The organism is Sphingobacterium yanglingense (assembly GCF_004363245.1).
Taxonomy (GTDB): Bacteria; Bacteroidota; Bacteroidia; order Sphingobacteriales; family Sphingobacteriaceae; genus Sphingobacterium; species Sphingobacterium yanglingense.
The window spans coordinates 267,553-289,772 of the sequence record NZ_SNYV01000014.1; the positions used below are offsets into that span (position 1 = coordinate 267,553).

A 22,220-nucleotide genomic window follows, 5' to 3' on the forward strand; every position below is an offset into this window, starting at 1 on the left:
CGATGTACTGAAAATTTTTTATCACGGCTTATTTTTGGACTTTTCTGCGGTGGCTTATATATGTGCAATTCCATTTCTGTTTTATTGTGTTTTAAGTTTTATGCCCAACGTGAAACTAAAACGTAAAGTTTTGGATGTTTATACGTTAGTAGCATTGTTGGTGTACTTTGGTGTTTCATTTATCAACATCAATATTTATCGTGAGTGGGGCGACAAGATTTCAAAGCGGGCTGTTGATGCATTTTGGGCCTCACCATCGGGAGCTGTTGCCTCAGCAGAATCTACACCTATTTTTGTTCCTATCGCAGGGATAATCTTAGGCATCGTATTGGGATATTATCTCTACAGATACCTATTCAAATCGGTATGGTTTTTTAATATTAAAAAGCCGTTGCCCAACCTAATGAAGTTTGTTGTCGGTGTATTCATTCTGTTTACCTTCATTCGTGGGGGCTATGGAAGAGCACCGTTGAATCCAAGTAAGGCTTATTTTTCTGAGAAAACATTTTATAATCATGCAGCTGTGAATACACAATGGTCGTTATTACGAGATTATTTCACACGCAGTACATTATTACGGAATCCCTATCCTTTCTATAGTGATGACGCTGCTATAGCGTCTGCAATCAAACCTGTGTTTGAGCACAATCCAGACTCGGCAGTACAGGTGCTGACTACTACTAGACCGAACATAGTTTTGATCATGATGGAGAGTTTTGTCGGCGATTTGGTGGCATCTCTGGGAGGAGAAAAGGGAATAACTCCGAATCTAGAAAAGTTGATTCATGAAGGGATTCTTTTTGACCATATTTATGCGGCTTCTGACCGATCGGACAAAGGAATGATAGGCATCCTAAGTGGATTTCCTGCTCAGGGCCCTGAGAGTATTATCAAATATATCCCTAAACACGAAAATATACCCGCCATTGGCGAAGAGTTGGATAGCTTGGGATACAGCAATTCATTCTATCATGGTGGACAGAGCGAGTTCTATAATTTTAAGTCCTATATGCTGACACATGGCATCGATCGGGTAGTAGACCAAGCTAACTTTGGTTTGCATGAAGAGCGGGCTTCATGGGGGGTATATGATCATGTTATCTTTAACCAGATGATCAAAGATTTCAGAAGAGAACAACAGCCCTTTTTTTCAACCATGTTTACTTTAATCAATCATGAACCTTTTGATTTAAAGGGAAAGTACAAATTTGGAAATGATAGTAATCCTAATAAATTTAAGAGTACAGCCTATTATACGGATTCTGTGATTTTCGATTTCATAGAAAAGGCGAAACAAGAACAGTGGTATAAAAATACCTTGTTTGTACTGATTGCTGATCATGGACATCGTCTACCGACAGAGAAATGGGACCTGTCACATCCCAATCGATTCCACATTCCATTGGTGTTTTTTGGGGATGTTATTAAGAAGGAATATAGAGGAAAGGTCATTTCAAGAATAGGTAATCAAACTGATTTAGCAACAACGTTACTGCAGCAATTGGGAGCCAATACGGAGCGCTACCCTTGGAGTAGAGATCTGTTCAATCCTACCACAACGGAAGTCGCTTTCTATAATTCCAAAGATGCTTTTGGGATTATAACTTCAGAGCAAACCCTGTCTTTTGATAATATTGGTAAATCCATCAATTATCAGGCAGATCCTTCCTTTTCAAAAGTAAAATCAGATAGCTTGTTGAATATAGCTAAAGCTTATTACCAAGGGGTCTATAAGCAGTTTTTAGCATATTAATTGCGCTTACGAAATGTCCCTGATTGCAAACACGGAATGAAAATAACCCCGAAGGGCTCATCAAAGATAATCTGGGCATTTCATCCCAACAAGTGGGGACAAGTTAATGGCCGTTAAAGGACAAACCGATCTGCCAGCTGGCGGATCACAAAGTAATTATTTACATATGAATAAAAAAATGACTTTAAAGGGAAGCTTAAATTCTTTGCTCTTGCTTGGTATTAGCTTTCTTTTCTTAATCGTTCTATATACCCTTTTGAGACTCGGTTTTTACGGACTGAATAGTTCGTTGTTTCCACAGGTAGATACTTCTTCGCTGCTGACTATGCTGATTGGAGGTGTCAAGTTTGATACTGTGGCTATTCTCTATGTCAATGTACTTTTTGTCTTGTTGATGATACTTCCTTTCCCATTTAAATATAGTTCGCTTTATCAGCAGGTCTGCAAATGGGTCTTTATTATTACCAACTCTTTGGCCATCGCTCTTAATTTGGTCGATTATGCCTATTATCCGTTTACGTTGCGGCGTACCACTAGTACTGTCTTTAGTCAGTTTTCGAATGAACAAAACTTAGGAAAACTAGCGTTAGATTTCATGCTGGATTATTGGTTTATACTATTGATTTTTATTGCTATAGTTTTTTTTATTTCTTGGTGTTATAGCCGGGTGCGATTGGAGCGACCTGCTCAGATTAGATGGCCTTTTTATGGAATACAGCTCGTGTCTTTACTGTTTGTCGCGTTTTTATTTATAGGTGGTGTACGAGGTGGATGGGCGCATAGCACTAGACCCATTACCTTAAGTAATGCCGGAGATTATGTTAAAAATCCCGAAGAGATGAGTATTGTCTTAAATACTCCTTTCACAATTCTTAAGACATTAAAAGCAATACAGCTCAAGGAACAACACTATTTTTCGGATGAAGAGGTCAATACATTATACCCAGTAGTTCACGAACCTTGTGATTCAGCTTCCTTTCGCAAACTTAATGTTGTCTTTTTAATTTTGGAGAGTTTTGGAAAAGAGCATATCGGAGCCTTAAATAAGAATATCGACGGAGGTAATTACAAAGGGTATACCCCTTTTTTAGACTCCTTGATAGAACAATCTTTTACGTTCAACCGTTCTTATGCCAATGGTCGCAAGTCGATCGACGCTCTTCCCTCTGTAATTACAGGGGTCCCGTCCGTAGGTGAACCTTTCGTTTTATCTATCTATTCGGGTAATAAGACTACAAGTATTGCGAAATTGTTAGGAGATGAGGGCTATGAAACCGCGTTCTTTCATGGTGCGCCCAATGGAAGTATGGGATTTTCTGCATACACACAGTTGGCTGGTATCAAGCATTATTTTGGTAAAAACGAATACAATAACGATGCAGATTTTGATGGTATCTGGGGGATTTGGGACGAACCGTTTATGCAGTTTATGGCGCATAAGATGGATGGTTTAAAACAGCCCTTTTTCGCTGGTTTTTTCTCTCTGTCATCCCACCATCCATTTAAAGTTCCCGAACACTATCAAGGGGTATTTCCTAAAGGACCGGTTCCTTTACAAGAACCAATTGGTTATACTGATAATGCCTTAAGGCAGTTTTTTAATCAGGCATCTAAAAGCGATTGGTATAAGAACACATTGTTTGTAATTTGTGCAGATCATACGAGTCTGAGCGCTCTGCCTGAATACCAGACCTTGCCTAATGCATTTGCGATTCCTATCGTGTTTTATCATCCGGGTGGTGACTTAAAAGGAGTCTCTGACAAGTTGGTACAGCAGATTGATATCATGCCGACGGTTTTGAGTTATTTAAATTATCCAAAGCCTTATTTCGCTTTCGGTTTTGATGCTTTGGATAATAATAAAGACAATTTTGTCGTCAATACGAGTGGCGAGACATTCAATTTCTTCAATGGAGATTATTTTATGACCTATGATGGCAATAAACCCAGCTCACTATACAATTTGAGAACAGATAGTATGCTTAAAGAAAATCTCGTAGAGAGCAATAAAGCAGTCGGAGATAGTTTAACAAAAAAGCTGCACGCCTTTATACAGCAGTATAACTATGGAATGATACATAATAAATTGGTCGCCGAATGACGACCAATTCTTACAGAAGTTGTATTTTAAACTGTTCTTTATACTTTATCGGGATAGGCAATTGGAGTGTTACTCTATTCAATTCTACCGTTAATTCGTTGTCATTTTCATCTTTTAGGTACAGTTTATCATCGTACCATACTTTCGCTTCTACAGCTTCTGCAGAAAGGTAAGGGATATATTGATCTTCTTTAAGGTAACTGATCTCATAAATCTTATCTTTTTGTACTACTTGCCAAGAAGGCTTTCTAGCACTACCGGCCATACTGACAGATGGAGAGAATCCGGCATAGTCCAATCGGACTTCTTTGTCCGGGTATAAAGATTGAAAATAAGCTGCAATTGCATCCTTATCATAACGGTCTTCTGAGGCTATCGTAGTTATCTTTTTGAAGTTTCCGTCCATAACAATAAAACTTCCCGCATTATAGGTACATGCTATATTGAAGGTCTCATCGTAATAGAAGTGCCAAGGCTTTATCTCCGGATTCCAAGTGCGTTCCGTCGCTAAATAAACATGATCATTTGTGACCTCTTTATCTATTTTCTGTAAATTATAGAAGTCAAATACAGCGGTAGGCGTATTGCTTCCAAAAAGCCTGTCTTCATCTACTTCTATTTTTGTAACCAGTGGCATGGCACGTTCATTTTTGAAGACATAGACGTAAGTTACCTGTTTAGGTGGATCTAATCTCTCTGGTGGAGCGATAGGAGGAGGAGGTTGAGTCCCTGTTCGGGCTCTCGTGACTGGTTTCTTTTTTGGTTGAGGGGGAAATACGGTTTCTTGCCCTACAGCGTAGAGAAAATTCTTGTTGATCATATAGACGCGCTGAAATACTTGTCCCTGTAGCGCTTTTGGAACAGGTAGAATTTCTCCTGTTTTCTGCCCCCAAAGAAAGTGTTTGTCTGCTCTCTCCACATTGGCAAAGTATTGACTATCTAGGAAAATACTATTACCGTCAAAACGATCAAAGACCTCCTTTTTACCAGTTTTTAGGTCAATTAGAATTTCCTTTTTCTCCTTGTTACCAAATAATGCATAGTTTTTGATCTGATCACTATGTGTAGTGAAATTTCCTTCGATGACATCAGTCCCATCTAGATTGCTCAGTCCGTACTGCTTATTGTATTTGAAAAGAAAGTAGTTGTGCTGTGCACAGAGATAATTGGGTAGCGTTAAAAAGGCTACCAATAAAAGTTGAAATAATTTACAGTGCATGTATGTGCATTTTTTTGGATACGCACACAAAAGTTATGCCTTAAAATAACGGGAACCTAAGTTTTGTTATTATTTACTCCAAATCGAGCGGTCAAAGTTGTATCGCAAGGTAAAGGCCTGTTGATTATCTATTTTTCCTTTAGAAAAATGGAAAGAGGCAACTAGTTTGGCCTCGATAGCTTTTGATTTAAATGGAGCCCAGCTGAAATCTAATCGATCATATTTTTTCCGTCTATAAAAGGGATCTCCGTTCGGTAAATTTTGAGCCTGTCCAAGATAGATCGTATTCGTTAGGCCAAATTTTTTATACCCTAGATTTAGCGTACTTACAAAGCCTTTAGTAATCTGCATTTCATACTTTGTCCGGATGCGGTCAAAACCAACTACAGCACCGGCGTCTATGCTCAGTGAATCTAGTCCCGTTTTATTGCTCAGATCTAAACCTATATTTGCGGTGATTACGCCATTGTCCTGTACATGTTCATCGAGTTCTTTATTGCTAGTTAGGGCATTATGGTACAGTATACCCGCATGTGTTACATAAAATAGCCCTTGGCGATAGTGTCCGGAAATTCCAGCCATAAACCGCTCACGATCTGTATAAGTCTGTTTACTTAACCAGTCAATAAAGACACGCTGTTCAAAGCCACCTTTGCGGTATTGGAAGAACATTCCCTCTAAATTGGGGCGATCATACATAAAGGTATCAGCTAATACTACTCGAGGCACATCTTTTAGACGTTCGTATCGCGGTATAAATCCTATTGCAAAGTCGATAGTCGGAGCTGAGTAGTTGTAATAAGCGATAGGGGTGAATGATTGCTTGTCTTGTTGGCGACTGCCGAAATCTTTATTGTAATGGGCCCCACCGTACAAGGTGTGGTTGTTGCTGAGTTTGAAGTAAAGTTGTGGCGATATCAGACTGCCAAAAATGGTTTTATCTTGCGTATAAGTGGCTCCATATTCTCGGTTATCAGCATATCCAAAGAAATTTAGTTTTAAGCCTACTTCTTGAGCTTTTAAGAGCTCATTGTTGGCAGAAAACAGGATAAGTAAGATAGGGACAATACGCGAGAGCAGAAGTTTCATAGCAACTTAAATCATTTTTTAAATAAAACCTTCATGATTCCATTGTGTCGTCAACGGATATGCAAGTTCTTGATGTCCATTATTACAGACGCTTTCAGAAAAAAGGCCGCCTCTGTTAAAGACGGCCTTTAAACCTTAGTATACTATAGTGAGATTATACCTCTAATAATAAACGAGCTGGATCTTCTAACAATTGTTTTACACGAACTAGGAAGCTCACAGACTCGCGGCCATCGATAATACGGTGATCGTACGATAAGGCAACATACATCATTGGACGGATTACGACCTGACCATTTTCTGCAATAGGGCGTTGTACGATGTTATGCATGCCTAAGATAGCTGATTGTGGAGCATTGATGATAGGAGTAGACATCATTGATCCAAATACACCACCATTGGTGATTGTAAATGTACCACCAGTCATTTCTTCTATTGTCAACTTACCATCTCTTGCTTTTGTAGCAAGGTTGATAACCTCTTTCTCTACCTGGTGTAAAGTCATCGATTCTGCATTTCTGATAATCGGTACAACCAATCCTTTTGGTGCCGAAACCGCGATAGAAATATCTGCAAAATCAGAATAAACGATTTCGTTTTCTTCAATACGTGCATTTACAGCAGGCCATTCTTTCAATGCAGTAGTAACTGCTTTAGTGAAGAAGGACATAAAGCCAAGACCAACACCATGTTTTTCTTTAAACATGTCTTTGTATTTAGCTCTAAGATCCATGATCGGCTGCATGTTGACCTCATTAAAGGTCGTCAACATAGCTGTTTCATTTTTTACCGCTACTAGACGTCTAGCGATAGTCTTACGCAAAGAGCTCATTTTTTCGCGACGTTCATTACGTGCTCCAGCTATAGCAGGAACAGATACCGTAGTTGCAGCAGCTGGTTTAGATTCAGCCTTAGGAGCTGCAGGCTTAGCTTGCGCTTTCTCTGCATCTTCTTTTGTAATACGACCATCTTTTCCTGTACCTTTTATAGTAGAAGGATCAATTCCTTTTTCTCTTAAAATCTTAGCAGCTGCAGGCGAAGCTGTTCCGGCTGCATATGAATCTGGGTTTTCAGATGCTTCAGTAGCTTGAGGAGTCGCAGGCGTCGCGGCAGCAGCAGGAGCATCTGCTTTTTTATCTCCGGCAGGAGCATTTCCTTCTTCAATAGTACACACCACTGCACCGATTTCTAAAGTATCACCTTCTTGTGCGATGATACGAAGAATACCAGCTTTTTCAGCGGGTAGTTCAAATGTAGCTTTGTCTGATTCCAGTTCGGCAATATTTTCGTCCATTTCGACGTAGTCGCCATCTTCTTTTAGCCATTGGGCTAAGGTTACTTCGGTAATTGATTCACCAACCGTAGGGACTTTGATTTCTAAGCTCATATGTGTTCTTTTTAAAGCCAGCGTTGTATATGTATACAAGATACAACGCTTAGCTTTTATAATTTGTTATTCAAATGCTTTATTAATTATTGCTTCTTGTTGAGCGATATGTTGTTTCATATAGCCTGTCGCTGGACTACCGCTTTCTTTTCTTGCGATTACATCTGTAAACTCAATTTCAGATCTACGGAACGAACGACAGTAATAAGGCCATGCACCCATATTTTCGTTTTCTTCCTGTACCCAAATGAATTCTTTAGCTTTATTGTATTTCTTATGGATAGCCAATAATTGATCTACTGGAGCAGGGTATAACTGTTCGATACGTACAATGGCGATATCATTGCGTTTTTCTGCTTGTTGTTTTTCCAACAGTTCATAGTAGATTTTTCCTGTACAGAATAACACGCGTTTTACAGAAGCAGCTTTTACCGAAGTATCATCGATGACCTCCTGAAAGTTAACCTTTGTAAAGTCTGTCATTTTTGATACCACTTTAGGGTGGCGAAGCAAGCTTTTAGGCGTAAATACGACTAGTGGTTTACGGAAATCGCGAACCAATTGGCGACGTAATAAATGGAAATAGTTAGCAGGTGTGGTACAGTTCGCAATAATCATATTATCGTTTGCGCACAACTCTAAAAATCTTTCGATACGTCCTGAAGAGTGCTCCGGTCCCTGACCTTCCATACCGTGAGGAAGCATCATCACTAAGCCGTTAGAGCGTTTCCATTTAGTTTCAGCACTGCTTAAATATTGGTCAACGATAATCTGTGCACCATTATAGAAGTCACCAAATTGTGCTTCCCAGATTGTAAGTGCTTGTGGGTTGGCCGAAGCGTAACCATAATCAAATCCTAAAACACCATACTCAGATAGCAATGAGTTATAGATGTTGAATTTATCACCACCTTTGACATTGGCCAATGGAATATACTTCTCTTCTGAATCTTCTAAAGTCAATACGGCGTGACGGTGTGAAAAAGTACCACGTTGTACATCCTGTCCAGAAATACGGACACGCTTACCCTCGCTTAGTAGTGTTGCATAAGCCATAAGTTCGCCCATTGCCCAATCGTATGCATCTTTTTCAATCATAGCAGCACGATCCTCGAAAAGTTTCGAAATCTTACGGAAGAACTTTTTGTCCTTAGGTAAAGATGTGATCTGTGTCGCTAGTTCCTTGAATGTTTTATCTGCAACTTTAGTTTCTACTGTCTGAAAGATATCTGCTTTTTTCGCAGGACGTAAACCTTTCCAAGCACCACCAAACATAGGAACTTCTTCTTCCAGATTTTCTACTGCTTTGGAAGCATCTAATTGTGTCTGTAGGTAGTCTTTGAATTCTTTTTCTACTTCTTTCGCATAAGAAGCATCTATTGAACCTTCTTCGACTAGTTTTTTTGCATATACCTCTTTTGGGTTGGCATGCTTCTCAATCAGCTTATAAAGCAGCGGTTGTGTAAATTTAGGCTCATCGGCTTCATTGTGGCCATAACGGCGGTAACACAGTAAGTCGATGAAAACATCTGTTTTATATTTTTGACGGTATTCAACAGCAAGATTGATTGCATAAACCACCGCTTCAGCATCGTCTCCATTGACATGGAATACTGGGGAAGATGTAATTTTAGCAACATCAGTACAGTAAGTTCCGGAGCGAGCATCTTTATAGTTGGTTGTAAAGCCGACTTGGTTATTGATGACAATGTGAATTGTACCACCAGTCTTATAACCGTCTAGCTTAGACATTTGAGTGACCTCATAGACTACGCCTTGGCCAGCAACAGCTGCGTCTCCATGAATTAATATCGGTGCTATCTTCGATGAATCACCATCATATTTCATGTCGATTTTTGAACGAACCATTCCTTCTACAATTGGACCTACTGTTTCCAAATGCGAAGGGTTAGGTGCTAGCGACAAGTGTATATGCTTTCCTTTGTCTGTCGTAATATCCGAAGAGTATCCTAAGTGGTATTTTACATCTCCACCGAATTGTAGTTCAGGATCTTCTTCTTTATACATTTTGCCTTCAAACTCAGATAATATCGTTTTGTAAGGCTTGCCCATGATATTGGCCAATACATTTAATCGGCCGCGGTGTGCCATACCGATCATAAATTCTTGAAGGCCCAAGTCGGCACCTTTTTCCATGACGGAGTCCAGCGCAGGGATTAAACTCTCAGCACCCTCTAGAGAAAATCTTTTTTGTCCCAAGAACTTGGTCCCTAAGAAGCTCTCAAAAACAACCGCTCTATTCAGTTTTTGCAGAATACGTTTTTTCTGTTCAGTTGAATAGTTTGGAGTATTACGATCAGCTTCCATACGATCCTGCAACCATTTTATTTTTTCAGGATTACGGATGTATTTAAATTCCGCTCCTATAGAACGGCAATAAGTATCTTCGATAAGTTGACGAATGTCGCGTAGTTTGGCAGGACCTAAACCGATTTCAATACCTGCATTGAACACCGTATTCATGTCTGACTCAGATAGACCAAAAGTCTCGAGTTCTTTGCCTGGGTAGTATTTCCGGCGCTCACGGACAGGATTAGTGTGTGTAAACAGGTGACCACGGTCTCTGTAGCCGTGAATCATGTTTAGTACATTGATTTCTTTCAACGCATGTTCCGAAACATTTTCAGTGTCGATAGCGACACCTTCAGCGCCTTGACCAAAATCAAAACCCTCAAAAAATTTTTGCCATCCAAAATCTACCGAATTTGGATCTTGCTTGTACGCTTGATATAAGCCATCGATATAGCTCGAATCGGCGTTACTCAAATATGTCAATTTATCCATTTACTTTTGATATAAGTCTAAAGAATTTGCCAAATTTAGGAATTAAATAGGAGTTTCGAGTACTGAAATTGAAGTTTTTGTAGTTAAATAGTGTCAATTTGATAGCGATAAATTTAAATGGCTTATTTGGATAAGTGGCACTTGTTTTTATCTTAAATTACTAACTTCGGGTGTTCAGTTTTTACTTTGTCCCAATCACCTATAGATTTATTGTTTTTAATGCTCGTTCCTTGGTCAGCCATGTGTGCCCAAAAACCATATATGGTCGCAGGTGCATAGTCTATGAGTTGTTGTTCGAACCAAGCCGCGCCGGCAAGCCAATTTTCGTTAAGCTCATAAATAAGATGTAATGCCACGGTCTCCCGTTCTGTACGCGTTAGCCTTCCTGTCGTGTTGAGTTTAGACATTAGGTTATTTACTGTTTCGCACGAGGTTTGCCCTGATGTCCATACTGCTAATGAATTGCTGTCAGAGCGTTGTTGGGTATTTATGAAATAACAGTTTGGGTACTTTTTTAGCATAAACCGAAAATAATCCCGTACCATTAGATTTTCTAAAAAGGCATTAATTCCTTTTTTGTTCTTAGGGGTAATATTCTTTTTGAGAAAATGATAGGTGTAAGCGGGGGATAGTACGCCCAATGCGAGGTAGGGCGATAGTTCCGTGTAGCTTTCCATGTTGATCTCCGTTTCCTTTATTAGCTCGTTGAGCTTCGCGTTTGCAGCCGATTCACCAAAGTGAGCCGTAGTAACTGAAAAGTCAAAGGGGAACGTTGTTTTTTCAAGATGAGGAGGAATGTCTACCTGTTTTATATCCGCTATGCAACCCCGGACAAAGCTCTCTTTCGCTACTTTTTTACGAAATGTGTTGAAGTCATTTGGAATGTCTCGAATAGGAAAAGGTAAGTCTTCCTTATGGTACAGCGTGTGACCAATAAAGTGACGTAAATTTCTTTTCACCTTCCATAATTCTTCTTCCACCAGTTCTGAGATGTCTGTTTCCCGCTTCGCAACTTCACGGTGATGGTATACCTCATCAGCGTCATATTTTTGGACGAGTTGCGGGATTATCTGTTCTGGATAGCCTTCATAGGTGAGCAAGTCGCCCCCCAAAGACTGTAGTTTCTGTTTTAAAGAAAATACGGTCTGGGCGATGTAGTCTGCTCGAAATTCTCCGGTGTTCTTAAAACCAAATTTGTTCTCTTGGTAATAACGGGGATCGAAAATATAAACTGGAATAATAAAATCTGCTTTCTGAATAGCACTTTGCAATACCTCATTGTCATGGGTACGAAGATCATTCCTAAACCAAACTAAAATAACCTTTTTGCTCATTTACCTACCACGTACTTATTTAGATTAAATTCAAGTTCTGTAAAGGTATTACATTTGTGGGATTGTCAGATGGGCAACCTTGAATATTTACAATATTCAAACAAAGTGAGAGTTTATTTGCAGAAGGTAATCTTTTAGCTTTTTTTAACGAACTGATAGTGAAGAGTCTCTTATTTTTGCGAAAACAAAATATTGGAAAGTTAGCTTGTTCCTAATGAATGGATTATCTAAGTATAGAATAGGATGATGAATTTATTGCTGTGTGGATTGAACTCTTATCTTGGCCGTGCCGGATTGGCTTATTTGCCCGATGATACGCATAGCGTTTTCGGAATAGCCCGTGATGTAGGTCTTCTGAAAGAGAAAATGGGAACAGGTATTAATGCAACATTGTATTCAGTGGATCTTATAAAAAAAGGTGTTGCTTACGATAGCTTTAATATCGAAGGACTGAATTTATCAATTTATTTTGCGCAAATTCCAAATCAGAAAGATCAACTCGGAGTTCAGTATGAACTGCTATCTCTCCGGAATTTTATTTTTTTATCGCGGCAAAATGGTTGTCATCGTATCGTCTATGTAGGGAGGGCTCATGACAAAGGTTATTTAAAGGCTGTTGAAGCTCTTTTTGTAGAGCTAGGAGTTGTATACACTATTCTTTTAAAAGATTTGGCAATTGGGCTTGGGAGTTCTTTTGATTTGTTTATGGATGAATTGTTAAAAACAAAAAACATATTTCTTTACGCTGGATTGGTAAATAAAAAGTTTAAACCAATTATCTTGGCCGACCTTTTTTCCTTTATTAAGAGCGTAAATTGGCAAGAGAGTTTTATTAATCAATGTTTAGAGTTTGGAGGTGAGCAGTTGATGAGTGTTAATGAATTGGTAAAGTGGTCTATAAAGAAACGAGGGGAGCAAGATAAGCATCAGGTTTTTTCGATACCTAGTAAACTTCTTACTATATGGATTAATAAATTGTTGCATGGGGTAGATCGGGATATCTATGATGATTACCTCTTGGGAATAATGGGAGGTGGCGAGTCTCATAATTCTTTGTGGCAAGGACAAGTGGATTTTAAAACCTCGCCAATCTTGTTAGATATATAGGTAGTTGTGTATGCCGTTTTTGTTAGCAGAAATATTCTGCTATTTTTGTTGTTCACTTAAGCAAAGATATGGGATACTCTAGTTTAGCGGCTTGTATTGCCGATTTGGAACAGCATGGACATTTGATACGGGTAAAAGAAGAGGTTGACCCTTACTTGGAAATGGCAGCTATCCATATGCGTGTCTTCGATGCTGAAGGTCCTGCTTTGTTGTTTGAGAATGTAAAAGGGTCTGAATTTCCAGCCGTGTCCAATTTATTCGGTACTTTAGATCGCTCGAAGTTCATGTTTCGGGATACCCTAGCCCATATAAAAAAACTAGTAGACGTAAAGATGGATCCTACAGCCGTGCTGAAAAATCCATTTCAATATATTGGTTCCTCTGCTGTGGCTTTGGGGGCATTGCCTTGGAAGAAGAAGTCGAATGCACCTATTCTCTATGGTAAAACCCAAATCAGTAAACTTCCTCAGATCGTGAATTGGCCTATGGACGGTGGAGCCTTTGTAACGATGCCTCAGGTATATACCGAGGATATTTCGAAACCTGGAGTTATGAAGTCTAATCTTGGGATGTATCGGATACAGCTTTCAGGGAATGATTATATTCAAGACCAGGAGATAGGACTTCATTATCAATTGCACCGCGGTATAGGCGTGCACCAACAGAAAGCAAATGCCTTAGGGAAGCCCCTTAAAGTAAGCATATTTGTTGGAGGCCCTCCTTCTCATCCCCTGTCTGCAGTGATGCCATTGCCCGAGGGGCTTTCCGAGATGATCTTTGCTGGAGCATTAGGTAATCGAAGATTTAGGTATTTCTATGATGATGAAGGGTTTTGTATCTCTGCAGATGCAGACTTTGTGATCACAGGTACAGTTTATCCTAATGAGAACAAACCCGAAGGGCCTTTTGGAGATCACATTGGTTATTATAGCCTCACTCATCCGTTCCCTTTAATGCGGGTCCATAATGTTTATCATAAAAAAGATCCAATTTGGTCGTTTACGGTAGTTGGGCGCCCTCCGCAAGAGGATACTAGCTTCGGCGCTTTGATTCATGAGATAACGGGAAGTGCTATTCCTAAAGAGATTGCAGGGTTGAAGGCAGTACATGCTGTCGATCCGGCTGGAGTACATCCTTTACTATTTGCGATAGGAAGAGAAAGCTATACTCCTTATCAGGAAGTAGATCGACCACAGGAAATTTTGACCATCGCGAACCAGATTTTAGGTAAAAATCAATTAAGCTTAGCTAAGTATTTGTTCATAACAGCCGATGAAGATAATCCACAGCTCGATATCCACGATATACCAGGTTATATGAGCCATGTTCTTGAGCGTATAGACCTGACGCGCGATTTACATTTTTATACCAACACTACCATAGATACGTTGGATTATTCTGGTGACGGACTTAATGCCGGTTCCAAAGTGGTGTTTGCTGCTGCGGGTTCGAAAAAAAGGACATTGTTGACGGAGATACCCGCCCACTTCGAGCTGCCGAGGCCATTTAATAAAGCAAAGCTCGCTTTGCCTGGTGTATTAGTTTTAGAGGGAGCTGTTTTTACAACGTATGAAGAAGAACAAGCTGTTCTGGCAGCTTGGTGTGAGGCTGCTAAAGGAGTCGATTTCGGAGGGATTGCGATGCTGGTACTGGCCGACGACGCAGGTTTCGCTGCCGAAAACGTCAATAATTTTGTATGGACTACTTTTACAAAATCGAATCCTGCTTTTGATATTTATGGAGTAGGCTCCTTTATTAGATTTAAGCACTGGGGCTGTACAGGACCCGTTATTATTGACGCACGCCGTAAACCGCACCATGCACCTGATTTAATAAAAGACGAAACTGTCGAAAGGCACATTGATAGATTAGGTGCTAAAGGGGGATCATTGTACGGGATTATTTAAGCGCAAACAGAAATCTTTTTAACACTTATAATATACGGAGTGTTAAAAAGATTAAAAAAAATAGATCTATACTTTTAAAAGGGTAACTTAGAATTATTCACTGAGTTATGAAAGTCTATTGGTACTACTATAAGCAAATCCTTCCAGTAAATTTAGCGATAACGACTGCTTTAAGTCTAGTGTTTATAGATTTGTTTTATGTTGTTTTTATATCTTTTGGTTTTTTCCTGAGCGTGTTTTTACATTCCTATTTTTATAAACACGCCAAGTATATTTACTGTAATCTAGGGTTTTCAAGCGGACAGATTGTCTTGGGAACATTTTTTATAAACTTGGTGATAGGTTCCGTATTTATACCTTTGCTATGGCTGTAAAAGAGATTTTTGGAGACTCTATCGAGTTTAGGTACCGGAACCAATATTCGCTGTTATCAGGTGTTTTTATAAATTGTAAGCAAGGCGAGGTCGTGGCGCTCTTAGGGCGTAATGGCTGTGGTAAATCTACTCTTTTAAAGATTCTTTTCGGGATAGTTCATCCAAAAAATGGATTTGTTTCTATCAATAACAGGCGATATAAACGAGGGTATATGTCGAAAGAACTATGTTATTTGCCACAACACAGTTTTTTGCCTACTTATAAAACTGTTTCCCAGATGATATACTTTATGGTCGATAAAAAGGAAGACAGAGAGCGTATCGCTGCAGATACGGTGTTGGATAAAGTATTGTCCTCAAAAATTGCTGATTTATCAGTAGGAGAGAAAAGGTATCTGGAGTTGACCTTGTTGTTGGCTCGGCAGGCTACCTTTTACTTGCTGGATGAGCCATTTTCTGGAGTTTCTCCTTATTTGAAAGAAAAGATTCAACAGGTGATTCAAGATAATTGCGGACAAAAGGGCTTTATCATCTCGGATCACCATTATAATTCTGTTTTAGATATCAGTACACGAATTTTGCTGCTTCAAAATGGAGGTTGTAGATCCATAGTAAATAAAAAGGATCTGGAATATTTTTATGTTCCGGAGGGAACTTTTGATGATTAAAATAGGTGCGGACAATTTTGTTTAGTAAGTTTGTGTATCATTTTAATCTTACTTAAATCAAGATATGTCATCTCTTTTAATAAAAAATGCACAGGTCGTAAACGAAGGAAAAATAGAAGCCTTAGATCTGTTTGTGAAAAATGGGCGGATAGAAAAAATAGGAAAGCAACTCGACTTGCACGCCGATAGGGAGATTAATGCTGAAGGGTTACATCTTTTACCTGGTTTGATCGATGATCAAGTACATTTTCGTGAACCAGGCTTGACCTATAAGGCAGATATCTTTACAGAGAGCCGTGCCGCGGTAGCAGGAGGCACGACCTCATTTATGGAGATGCCAAACACTGTTCCTAATACGCTTACCCAACGTTTGTTACAGGACAAGTACGATATTGGACAGGACAGTTCGCTAGCGAACTATTCGTTTTTTATGGGAGCAGGAAATGACAATCTGAGTGAGGTGTTGAAGACTAATCCTCGTGATGTCTGTGGGATTAAAGTATTCATGGGGTCTTCTACTGGAAATATGTTGGTCGATAATGAGGCTGCCTTAGAACAAATCTTTAAAAATGCACCGACACTGGTAGCTACCCATTGTGAAGACGAAGCTACTGTCAAAGCTAATCTAGCTCATTATAAAGAGCTTTACGGCGATCAGGTCACTATTGAGATGCATCCTCTGATTCGCTCAGAAGAGGCTTGTTACCTATCCTCTTCCAAAGCTGTTGAACTAGCAAAAAGGAATAACACAAGACTTCATATTTTACATATCTCAACGGGTAAGGAAACAGCTTTGTTTGCTAATAATATTCCGTTAGAACAAAAGCGGATTACAGCGGAAGCCTGTATTCACCATCTTTGGTTTTCAGATGCGGATTACAAGACAAAGGGCAATTATATCAAATGGAATCCTGCTGTAAAAACAGCTGCAGATAGAGATCAGATTTTAGCTGCGGTTTTGGACGGACATATCGACGTGATTGCGACAGATCATGCACCACACACAATCGAAGAGAAAGAACAAACCTATCTGCAGGCACCTTCTGGGGGGCCTTTGGTGCAACACGCGCTTCAAGCTTTATTGGATCTGGTGAAACAAGGAAAGATGACGCTTGAGCAGCTGGTTCAAAAGACAGCACATAACACCGCGATTTGTTTCGAAATAGAGCAACGGGGCTACATTCGCGAAGGTTATTGGGCAGATTTAGTGTTAGTGGATCTGAATAAAACATATACGGTGACTAAAGATAATATTCTTTCCAAGTGCGGTTGGTCACCTTACGAAGGACATACTTTTTCTTCTACGATAGTGCATACAATTGTTTCTGGAAATCTTGCGTACAGTGAAGGTAAGATAATAGAAGTAGGGTCTGGACATCGGTTATTGTTTAATAGGTAAGGGAAGTTATAAGGTTATAAAGTTACAGAGTTATAACCTCCATAACTATCATAACCTCTATAACTTAAATTATCATTCTATGAACAAAAGAGATTTTTTAAAAAGTCTGGGGCTTGGAGCGGGGGCGCTTACCTTGTCAAAGTTCGCTAACGCAGATTCCTACTTTTCTAGTGCCAAGGCTCTGTTGAAAGGGAATGTACTGAAAGTAGGTGATACCATAGGGCTTATTGCTCCTGCAGGGGCCGTAGAAGATGAAGAATCTATCCGTATGGCCAAAGAGGTGTTTGCCTACTTTGGCTTTTCTGTAAAAGAAGGTAAAAATATCCGAGCGCGCTATGGCAATTTAGCAGGTACCGATGAGCAGCGTTTGGAAGACTTGCATGCCATGTTTGCAGATCAGTCGGTAAAGGCAATTGTCTGTATTCGGGGAGGAAATGGAGCCTCTCGGCTATTGCATCGTATCGATTACAACCTGATTGCAAATAATCCAAAGATATTGCTAGGTTATAGCGATGTGACGGCATTACTACTCGCTTTTTACACCAAGGTGGGGCTGGTGTCTTTTCACGGTGTAGTAGGTATCAGCACCTGGAGTAACTATGTCGCTCAGTTGTTTAAAGATCAGTTTTTTGATAATAAGTTAGCCAGTTTCGAGAATCCAAAAAAATCCGACACACAGATTATACAGTATAAAGATCGGATACAGACGATAACGCCAGGTGTTGCTGAGGGGACTATTCTTGGAGGAAATTTAACGCTTCTCGCTGGATTATGTGGGACTCCTTACCTACCTGATTTTACGGATAAAATATTGTTTCTAGAGGAGATCGATGAGAAGTCAGATCGTTTGGACCGTATGTTCTGTCAACTGATGAATGCAGGGGTGCTATCGCAAATAAAAGGGTTTATATTCGGTAAATGTACCAACTGCGGCCCCTCTGGTGGATACGGAGCACTTACGGTTGAGCAGATGCTCACAGATTACATTAAGCCATTGGGGATCCCGGCGTATTCTGGCGCGATGATTGGGCATATCTCGGATCAGTTCCTGATGCCTGTGGGCGTTCGTGTCCGTATGGATGCGAGTATAGGGAAGATCGAATATTTAGAAAAATCACTACTATGAAGCTGCTCGCTATTCTGTTAATTCTTGGTGCAATTACAACATGTGAAAGGGGAGAGACACCCGTTTCAGATTATTCTTCAGCTATGAATTTGGATACAATTACATATAATACAATATATAGTACTTATAAAGAACCCTCACTTCAATACCGTCGCTTTAAACATTCAGATGTCGATGCTTTAATACAGGAACGTAAAGATAAGGCTGTTTTAAAGGTCGACCCTATAGGTAAATCATTTGAAGGAAGAGCAATCTATGAGTTGACTTACGGTGGTGGGGACAAAGTAGTGATGCTTTGGTCTCAGATGCATGGTGATGAGCCTACAGCGACGATGGCACTATTCGATTTGTTTAACTTTTTAGAAGGCAAAGACGATGGACAGGATACGGTGCGCGAATTGCTGAAAAGTAAGCTGAAACTGCACTTTATACCCATGTTAAACCCTGATGGAGCAGAACGGTTTACTCGACGTACTGCCCAAAGTATTGATATGAACAGAGATGCCCGAGCGGGGCAGACCGTAGAGGGAGCGTTATTAAAAGAAAGGGCTAAATTTTTGAAACCGAGATATGGGTTTAATCTGCATGACCAGAATATTTATTATAATGTTCCAGAGACAAGCAATCCGGTGCAGATATCTTTATTGGCCCCTGCCTATAATTACGAAAGAGAAATCAATACCGTACGTGGAGACGCTATGAAGATTATTGTTGGGATGAATAGACTACTTCAACAATATATACCTGATGCGGTAGCCAAATATGATGATGCACATACACCAAGGGGCTTTGGTGATAACTTTCAATCTTGGGGAGCGAGTACAGTCCTGATCGAATCTGGAGGGCGCAAGGGGGATACTGAAAAGCAAGAAATACGAAGGTTAAATTTTATCATTATCCTGAATGCCTTAATTCAGATTGCGGAAGGATCATATGGTCAATATGAGGTCCAAGACTATGAAAAGATACCATTTAATGCGTCGCAACTACATGATGTCGTCATTCGGAATCTAGCTGTAAAAACAGACTCTACCGCGTATCAAACAGATATTGCTATTCGTAGAGGGGAGACCACCGTTGATCGGGATTATTTTGTAAGGGGCAGAGTCGAAGATATTGGTGATTTGCAGGAGTCATTCGGTTATGATGAAATAGATGCAAAGGGATTACAATTTATTCCGGCCAAGGTATCCAGTATGGTATTGGATAGTGCAGCTGTTCTTAGCCAAAAAGATGCATTTGATCTATTGAAAAAAGGAATTATGGCCGTCCCTGTGAAGTCTATTGGAGGATCTAGAGCAAGTAGTCTGCATAGTCTGCCGATCCATTTCTTTACGCAGAAGCAGTTTTTTCCTACGACCAGTATGGATTTAGGTGGGACAGCAAATTTTTATATAGGTGATAAGGCAGGAAAGCTGTACTATGCTGTGTTTAACGGATATCTGATAGATCTGTCCAAGGACATTAATGGAAAGCTGTTTAAAAGTAGAGTACATTAATAGCTGAGGTCTCGATGAGTCGTAATCCCATTGTTATTATCGGTTCAGGCCCTGCAGGACTGATGGCTGCGCAGCAGTTGGCGATTCAAGGATATAAAGTGCATGTCTATGAACAGAACAAAGCAGCCGCCCGAAAGTTTTTAGTAGCGGGAGATGGAGGATTTAATCTTACACATAGCGAACCACTAAGTGCTTTTGTGGACAAATACGACGTTGCTCTTGTGCAGGATATAGTTCGGTCGTTCGATAATCAAGCTACTGTCGAATGGCTTTCCAAGATCGGTATTCCGACCTATGTAGGTAGCTCAGGTAAAATATTTCCCGAAAGACATATCAAGCCCATTCAGGTATTACAGGCCTGGCTCGCCTATCTCAAAGATTTGGGAGTATCCGTTTTCTATCAATTTCAAATGATGGATTTTGATATGCAAAATGTATATCTGAGTCATAAAGGAGAGATGGTAGCGTGTCAGTATGAAAGACTTATTTTGGGATTAGGAGGTGCTTCTTGGAAAAAGACTGGATCTGATGCCTTTTGGGTACCAATCTTTGAAAGAAAGGGAATTAATGTAATAGCTCTCGAGTCCGCTAATTCGGGATATAATACGCAAGAGGATTGGAGCGATATCGAAGGGCAGGCACTGAAGAACATACAGATACGTTATAAAAACTATACTAAGCTTGGTGAAATTGTTTTTACAAACTATGGCGTAGAAGGGAGTCCTCTTTATTACATGAATAGATTCACGCGACAGAAATCTTTCCCTTTCGATTTGGAGATTGATTTAAAACCCAATATATCGACAGACAGTATTATAGAAAAGCTTTGTGGGGCAGGGAGTATTGTGTCGCTACTGAAAAATAACTTGAAGTTATCGAAAACCGCTATTGCCCTTCTGAAGCGACTAGACAAAGGTGTGTTTACAGACCCTAGATCACTTGCTATGATGATAAAGCAGTATCCGATTCATGTTACAGGTCTTAGGCCTATTGATGAAGTGATCTCCACTGCAGGTGGAGTTTCGTTTACAGAACTGGACGCTAGTCTCATGCTGCATAAGTTTCCCAATGTCTATTGCATAGGAGAGATGTTGGATTGGGAAGCTCCTACTGGAGGCTATCTCTTACAAGGCTGTTTTAGTACTGGGGCTTGGGTCGCTAGAGCCATAGGTTTCTCGACTTGACCAGTTAAGAGTTGGGATTGTTCTTTACGATGTCTGTTCTAGATCCGCTATACTTTCAAATTTTTTACCTCTGTTGGCTTGTTTTTTCTCTACTTTCTGCAAAAATATAAAAGCTAGTATTGCACCAGTTGAAGCCATAACTACACCGATCAAAGAAGGGTAATTATAGCTTAGACCATAAGCGATAGGAATAGCGCCGAAATAAGCACCTAAAGAGTTTCCGATGTTAAAGGAGGCTTGGCCGCCAGCAGCAGCAAAGGTTTCTGCACCCTTCGCATTGTTGATCAACATCATCTGTAAAGGCGATCCTATACTAAATGCGATCATTCCTGTAATGAAAGCCATCGGGTAAGCTAATACTGTAATATGTGCTATAAAAAAGAGAATCAGTAGGCAGCAGGCCATTGCAGAAAAACTTGCTATAGCAGCCTTGCTAGGAGAGATACGGTCTGCTAATTTGCCTCCGATAATATTTCCTACAAACATACCTGCACCGATGAGTATCATGATGATGGATACCTGATCCGGAGAAAGCCCAGAGACGGTAGTGACCAGTTTTGAAATATAGCTGATCCAGGCAAAGAGACCCCCTGTCCCGATAGCGATTACAGCGACCATTAGCCACGCATCCCAACGTTTGAAATAACTTATCTGTTGAATGACATTGTTGTTCTTATTGGCTGGAATAACAGGCATCCAAAAGTAAATGGCCAGAAACGTAATTAAACCTAAAAGGGATATAACTGCATAGGTTATCCGCCACGAATAATGATGTCCAATATAGGTCCCCAACGGTACACCTGCAAGATTAGCTATTGTCATCCCTGTAAACATCATAGAGATGGCCTGTGCTTCTTTACCAGGTTTAGCGAGCCTAGCGGCTACGACTGAACCTATTCCAAAAAATGCGCCATGGGGTAAACCTGATATAAAGCGTGAGATGAAGAGACTCCAATGGTTAGGAGCTATGGTAAAAAGCGCATTAAAAACAAAGAAAAGCAACATTAAGAAAAGTAATACTTTTTTTGCAGGGTATCTGGACGTAGCAGCAACTAATGTTGGAGCGCCAACGACCACGCCCAAGGCGTAAAGTCCTATCAGATTGCTGGCTGTAGGAATATCAATATTAATATCAGTAGCGATGTCGGGTAATATCCCCATCATCGTAAATTCAGTCATTCCGATGGCGAGACCACCAAAAGCTAACGCAACTAACCCTTTATTTATAGACATTTAAAACCTGTTTAGGAAAAGAACTCATCTATATG

General features: G+C 40.0%; 15 protein-coding genes. 9 read left to right on the plus strand and 6 right to left on the minus strand.

The genetic code is table 11. From position 1 onward, the window contains the following. Positions 1-100 precede the first annotated feature (100 nt). Together CLV99_RS12335 and CLV99_RS12340 are read left to right on the plus strand one after the other, a co-directional pair. Positions 101-1,753, plus strand: coding sequence for an LTA synthase family protein (locus CLV99_RS12335; RefSeq protein ID WP_246032756.1), 1,653 nt, complete (start codon positions 101-103; stop codon positions 1,751-1,753). A gap of 166 nt (positions 1,754-1,919) precedes the next feature. Continuing rightward, positions 1,920-3,854: an LTA synthase family protein gene (locus CLV99_RS12340; protein ID WP_133584808.1), complete on the plus strand. Its 1,935-nt coding sequence runs from the start codon at positions 1,920-1,922 to the stop codon at positions 3,852-3,854. A 10-nt stretch (positions 3,855-3,864) separates the two neighbouring features. Here the strand turns inward: CLV99_RS12340 and CLV99_RS12345 are convergent, their stop codons facing one another. The 5 genes from CLV99_RS12345 to CLV99_RS12365 all read right to left on the minus strand — a co-directional run bounded on the left by CLV99_RS12345 (position 3,865) and on the right by CLV99_RS12365 (position 11,688). Then, on the minus strand, positions 3,865-5,073 hold the full coding sequence (locus CLV99_RS12345) for a hypothetical protein (protein ID WP_133584809.1): 1,209 nt from the start codon (positions 5,071-5,073) through the stop codon (positions 3,865-3,867). 69 nt (positions 5,074-5,142) lie between these two features. Then, complete coding sequence (locus CLV99_RS12350; protein WP_246032757.1) at positions 5,143-6,162, minus strand: hypothetical protein; 1,020 nt, start codon at positions 6,160-6,162, stop codon at positions 5,143-5,145. A 154-nt stretch (positions 6,163-6,316) separates the two neighbouring features. Beyond that, positions 6,317-7,549, minus strand: a complete 1,233-nt coding sequence (gene odhB / locus CLV99_RS12355) for a 2-oxoglutarate dehydrogenase complex dihydrolipoyllysine-residue succinyltransferase (protein WP_133584810.1) — start codon at positions 7,547-7,549, stop codon at positions 6,317-6,319. A 66-nt stretch (positions 7,550-7,615) separates the two neighbouring features. Then, positions 7,616-10,354 (minus strand): 2-oxoglutarate dehydrogenase E1 component, encoded by a 2,739-nt coding sequence (locus tag CLV99_RS12360; RefSeq protein WP_133584811.1) that lies wholly within the window; start codon positions 10,352-10,354, stop codon positions 7,616-7,618. Between the two features lie 152 nt (positions 10,355-10,506). Further along, entirely contained in the window at positions 10,507-11,688 is a 1,182-nt protein-coding gene (locus CLV99_RS12365; RefSeq protein WP_133584812.1) for a deoxyribodipyrimidine photo-lyase, read from the minus strand. Between the two features lie 243 nt (positions 11,689-11,931). Between CLV99_RS12365 and CLV99_RS12370 the strand changes: the two genes are divergently transcribed. The 7 genes from CLV99_RS12370 (at position 11,932) to CLV99_RS12400 (ending at position 20,952) form a co-directional block, all read left to right on the plus strand. Continuing rightward, the gene (locus CLV99_RS12370) at positions 11,932-12,795 is read left to right on the plus strand and encodes a hypothetical protein (protein ID WP_133584813.1); all 864 of its coding nucleotides are present in this window, start codon (positions 11,932-11,934) and stop codon (positions 12,793-12,795) included. A 68-nt stretch (positions 12,796-12,863) separates the two neighbouring features. Then, the gene (locus tag CLV99_RS12375; protein WP_133584814.1) at positions 12,864-14,702 is read left to right on the plus strand and encodes a UbiD family decarboxylase; all 1,839 of its coding nucleotides are present in this window, start codon (positions 12,864-12,866) and stop codon (positions 14,700-14,702) included. Positions 14,703-15,066: 364 nt separating this feature from the next. Beyond that, positions 15,067-15,744, plus strand: a complete 678-nt coding sequence (locus tag CLV99_RS12380) for an ATP-binding cassette domain-containing protein (protein ID WP_133584815.1) — start codon at positions 15,067-15,069, stop codon at positions 15,742-15,744. 64 nt (positions 15,745-15,808) lie between these two features. Next, a complete protein-coding gene (locus tag CLV99_RS12385; protein WP_133584816.1) occupies positions 15,809-17,143 on the plus strand; it encodes a dihydroorotase in 1,335 nt (444 codons plus the stop codon). A gap of 79 nt (positions 17,144-17,222) precedes the next feature. Further along, on the plus strand, positions 17,223-18,269 hold the full coding sequence (locus CLV99_RS12390) for a S66 peptidase family protein (protein ID WP_133584817.1): 1,047 nt from the start codon (positions 17,223-17,225) through the stop codon (positions 18,267-18,269). Positions 18,270-18,352: 83 nt separating this feature from the next. Further along, positions 18,353-19,768 carry a M14 family zinc carboxypeptidase gene (locus CLV99_RS12395; RefSeq protein ID WP_246032758.1) on the plus strand — a complete coding sequence of 472 codons (1,416 nt, stop codon included), beginning with the start codon at positions 18,353-18,355 and terminating at the stop codon, positions 19,766-19,768. A gap of 14 nt (positions 19,769-19,782) precedes the next feature. Continuing rightward, a complete protein-coding gene (locus CLV99_RS12400; RefSeq protein WP_133584819.1) occupies positions 19,783-20,952 on the plus strand; it encodes a BaiN/RdsA family NAD(P)/FAD-dependent oxidoreductase in 1,170 nt (389 codons plus the stop codon). Between the two features lie 24 nt (positions 20,953-20,976). Here CLV99_RS12400 and CLV99_RS12405 read toward each other — a convergent pair whose 3' ends face one another. Beyond that, positions 20,977-22,185, minus strand: a complete 1,209-nt coding sequence (locus CLV99_RS12405) for an MFS transporter (protein WP_246032759.1) — start codon at positions 22,183-22,185, stop codon at positions 20,977-20,979. Positions 22,186-22,220: the final 35 nt, after the last annotated feature.

Excerpts from the sequence above, each read along its gene's own strand:
- CLV99_RS12335 (WP_246032756.1), top strand. The coding sequence starts at position 101 with ATGCCCAACGTGAAACTAAAACGTAAAGTTTTGGATGTTTATACGTTA.
- CLV99_RS12340 (WP_133584808.1), top strand. The coding sequence starts at position 1,920 with ATGAATAAAAAAATGACTTTAAAGGGAAGCTTAAATTCTTTGCTCTTG.
- CLV99_RS12345 (WP_133584809.1), bottom strand. The coding sequence starts at position 5,073 with ATGCACTGTAAATTATTTCAACTTTTATTGGTAGCCTTTTTAACGCTA.
- CLV99_RS12350 (WP_246032757.1), bottom strand. The coding sequence starts at position 6,162 with ATGAAACTTCTGCTCTCGCGTATTGTCCCTATCTTACTTATCCTGTTT.
- odhB (WP_133584810.1), bottom strand. The coding sequence starts at position 7,549 with ATGAGCTTAGAAATCAAAGTCCCTACGGTTGGTGAATCAATTACCGAA.
- CLV99_RS12360 (WP_133584811.1), bottom strand. The coding sequence starts at position 10,354 with ATGGATAAATTGACATATTTGAGTAACGCCGATTCGAGCTATATCGAT.
- CLV99_RS12365 (WP_133584812.1), bottom strand. The coding sequence starts at position 11,688 with ATGAGCAAAAAGGTTATTTTAGTTTGGTTTAGGAATGATCTTCGTACC.
- CLV99_RS12370 (WP_133584813.1), top strand. The coding sequence starts at position 11,932 with ATGATGAATTTATTGCTGTGTGGATTGAACTCTTATCTTGGCCGTGCC.
- CLV99_RS12375 (WP_133584814.1), top strand. The coding sequence starts at position 12,864 with ATGGGATACTCTAGTTTAGCGGCTTGTATTGCCGATTTGGAACAGCAT.
- CLV99_RS12380 (WP_133584815.1), top strand. The coding sequence starts at position 15,067 with ATGGCTGTAAAAGAGATTTTTGGAGACTCTATCGAGTTTAGGTACCGG.
- CLV99_RS12385 (WP_133584816.1), top strand. The coding sequence starts at position 15,809 with ATGTCATCTCTTTTAATAAAAAATGCACAGGTCGTAAACGAAGGAAAA.
- CLV99_RS12390 (WP_133584817.1), top strand. The coding sequence starts at position 17,223 with ATGAACAAAAGAGATTTTTTAAAAAGTCTGGGGCTTGGAGCGGGGGCG.
- CLV99_RS12395 (WP_246032758.1), top strand. The coding sequence starts at position 18,353 with ATGAATTTGGATACAATTACATATAATACAATATATAGTACTTATAAA.
- CLV99_RS12400 (WP_133584819.1), top strand. The coding sequence starts at position 19,783 with ATGAGTCGTAATCCCATTGTTATTATCGGTTCAGGCCCTGCAGGACTG.
- CLV99_RS12405 (WP_246032759.1), bottom strand. The coding sequence starts at position 22,185 with ATGTCTATAAATAAAGGGTTAGTTGCGTTAGCTTTTGGTGGTCTCGCC.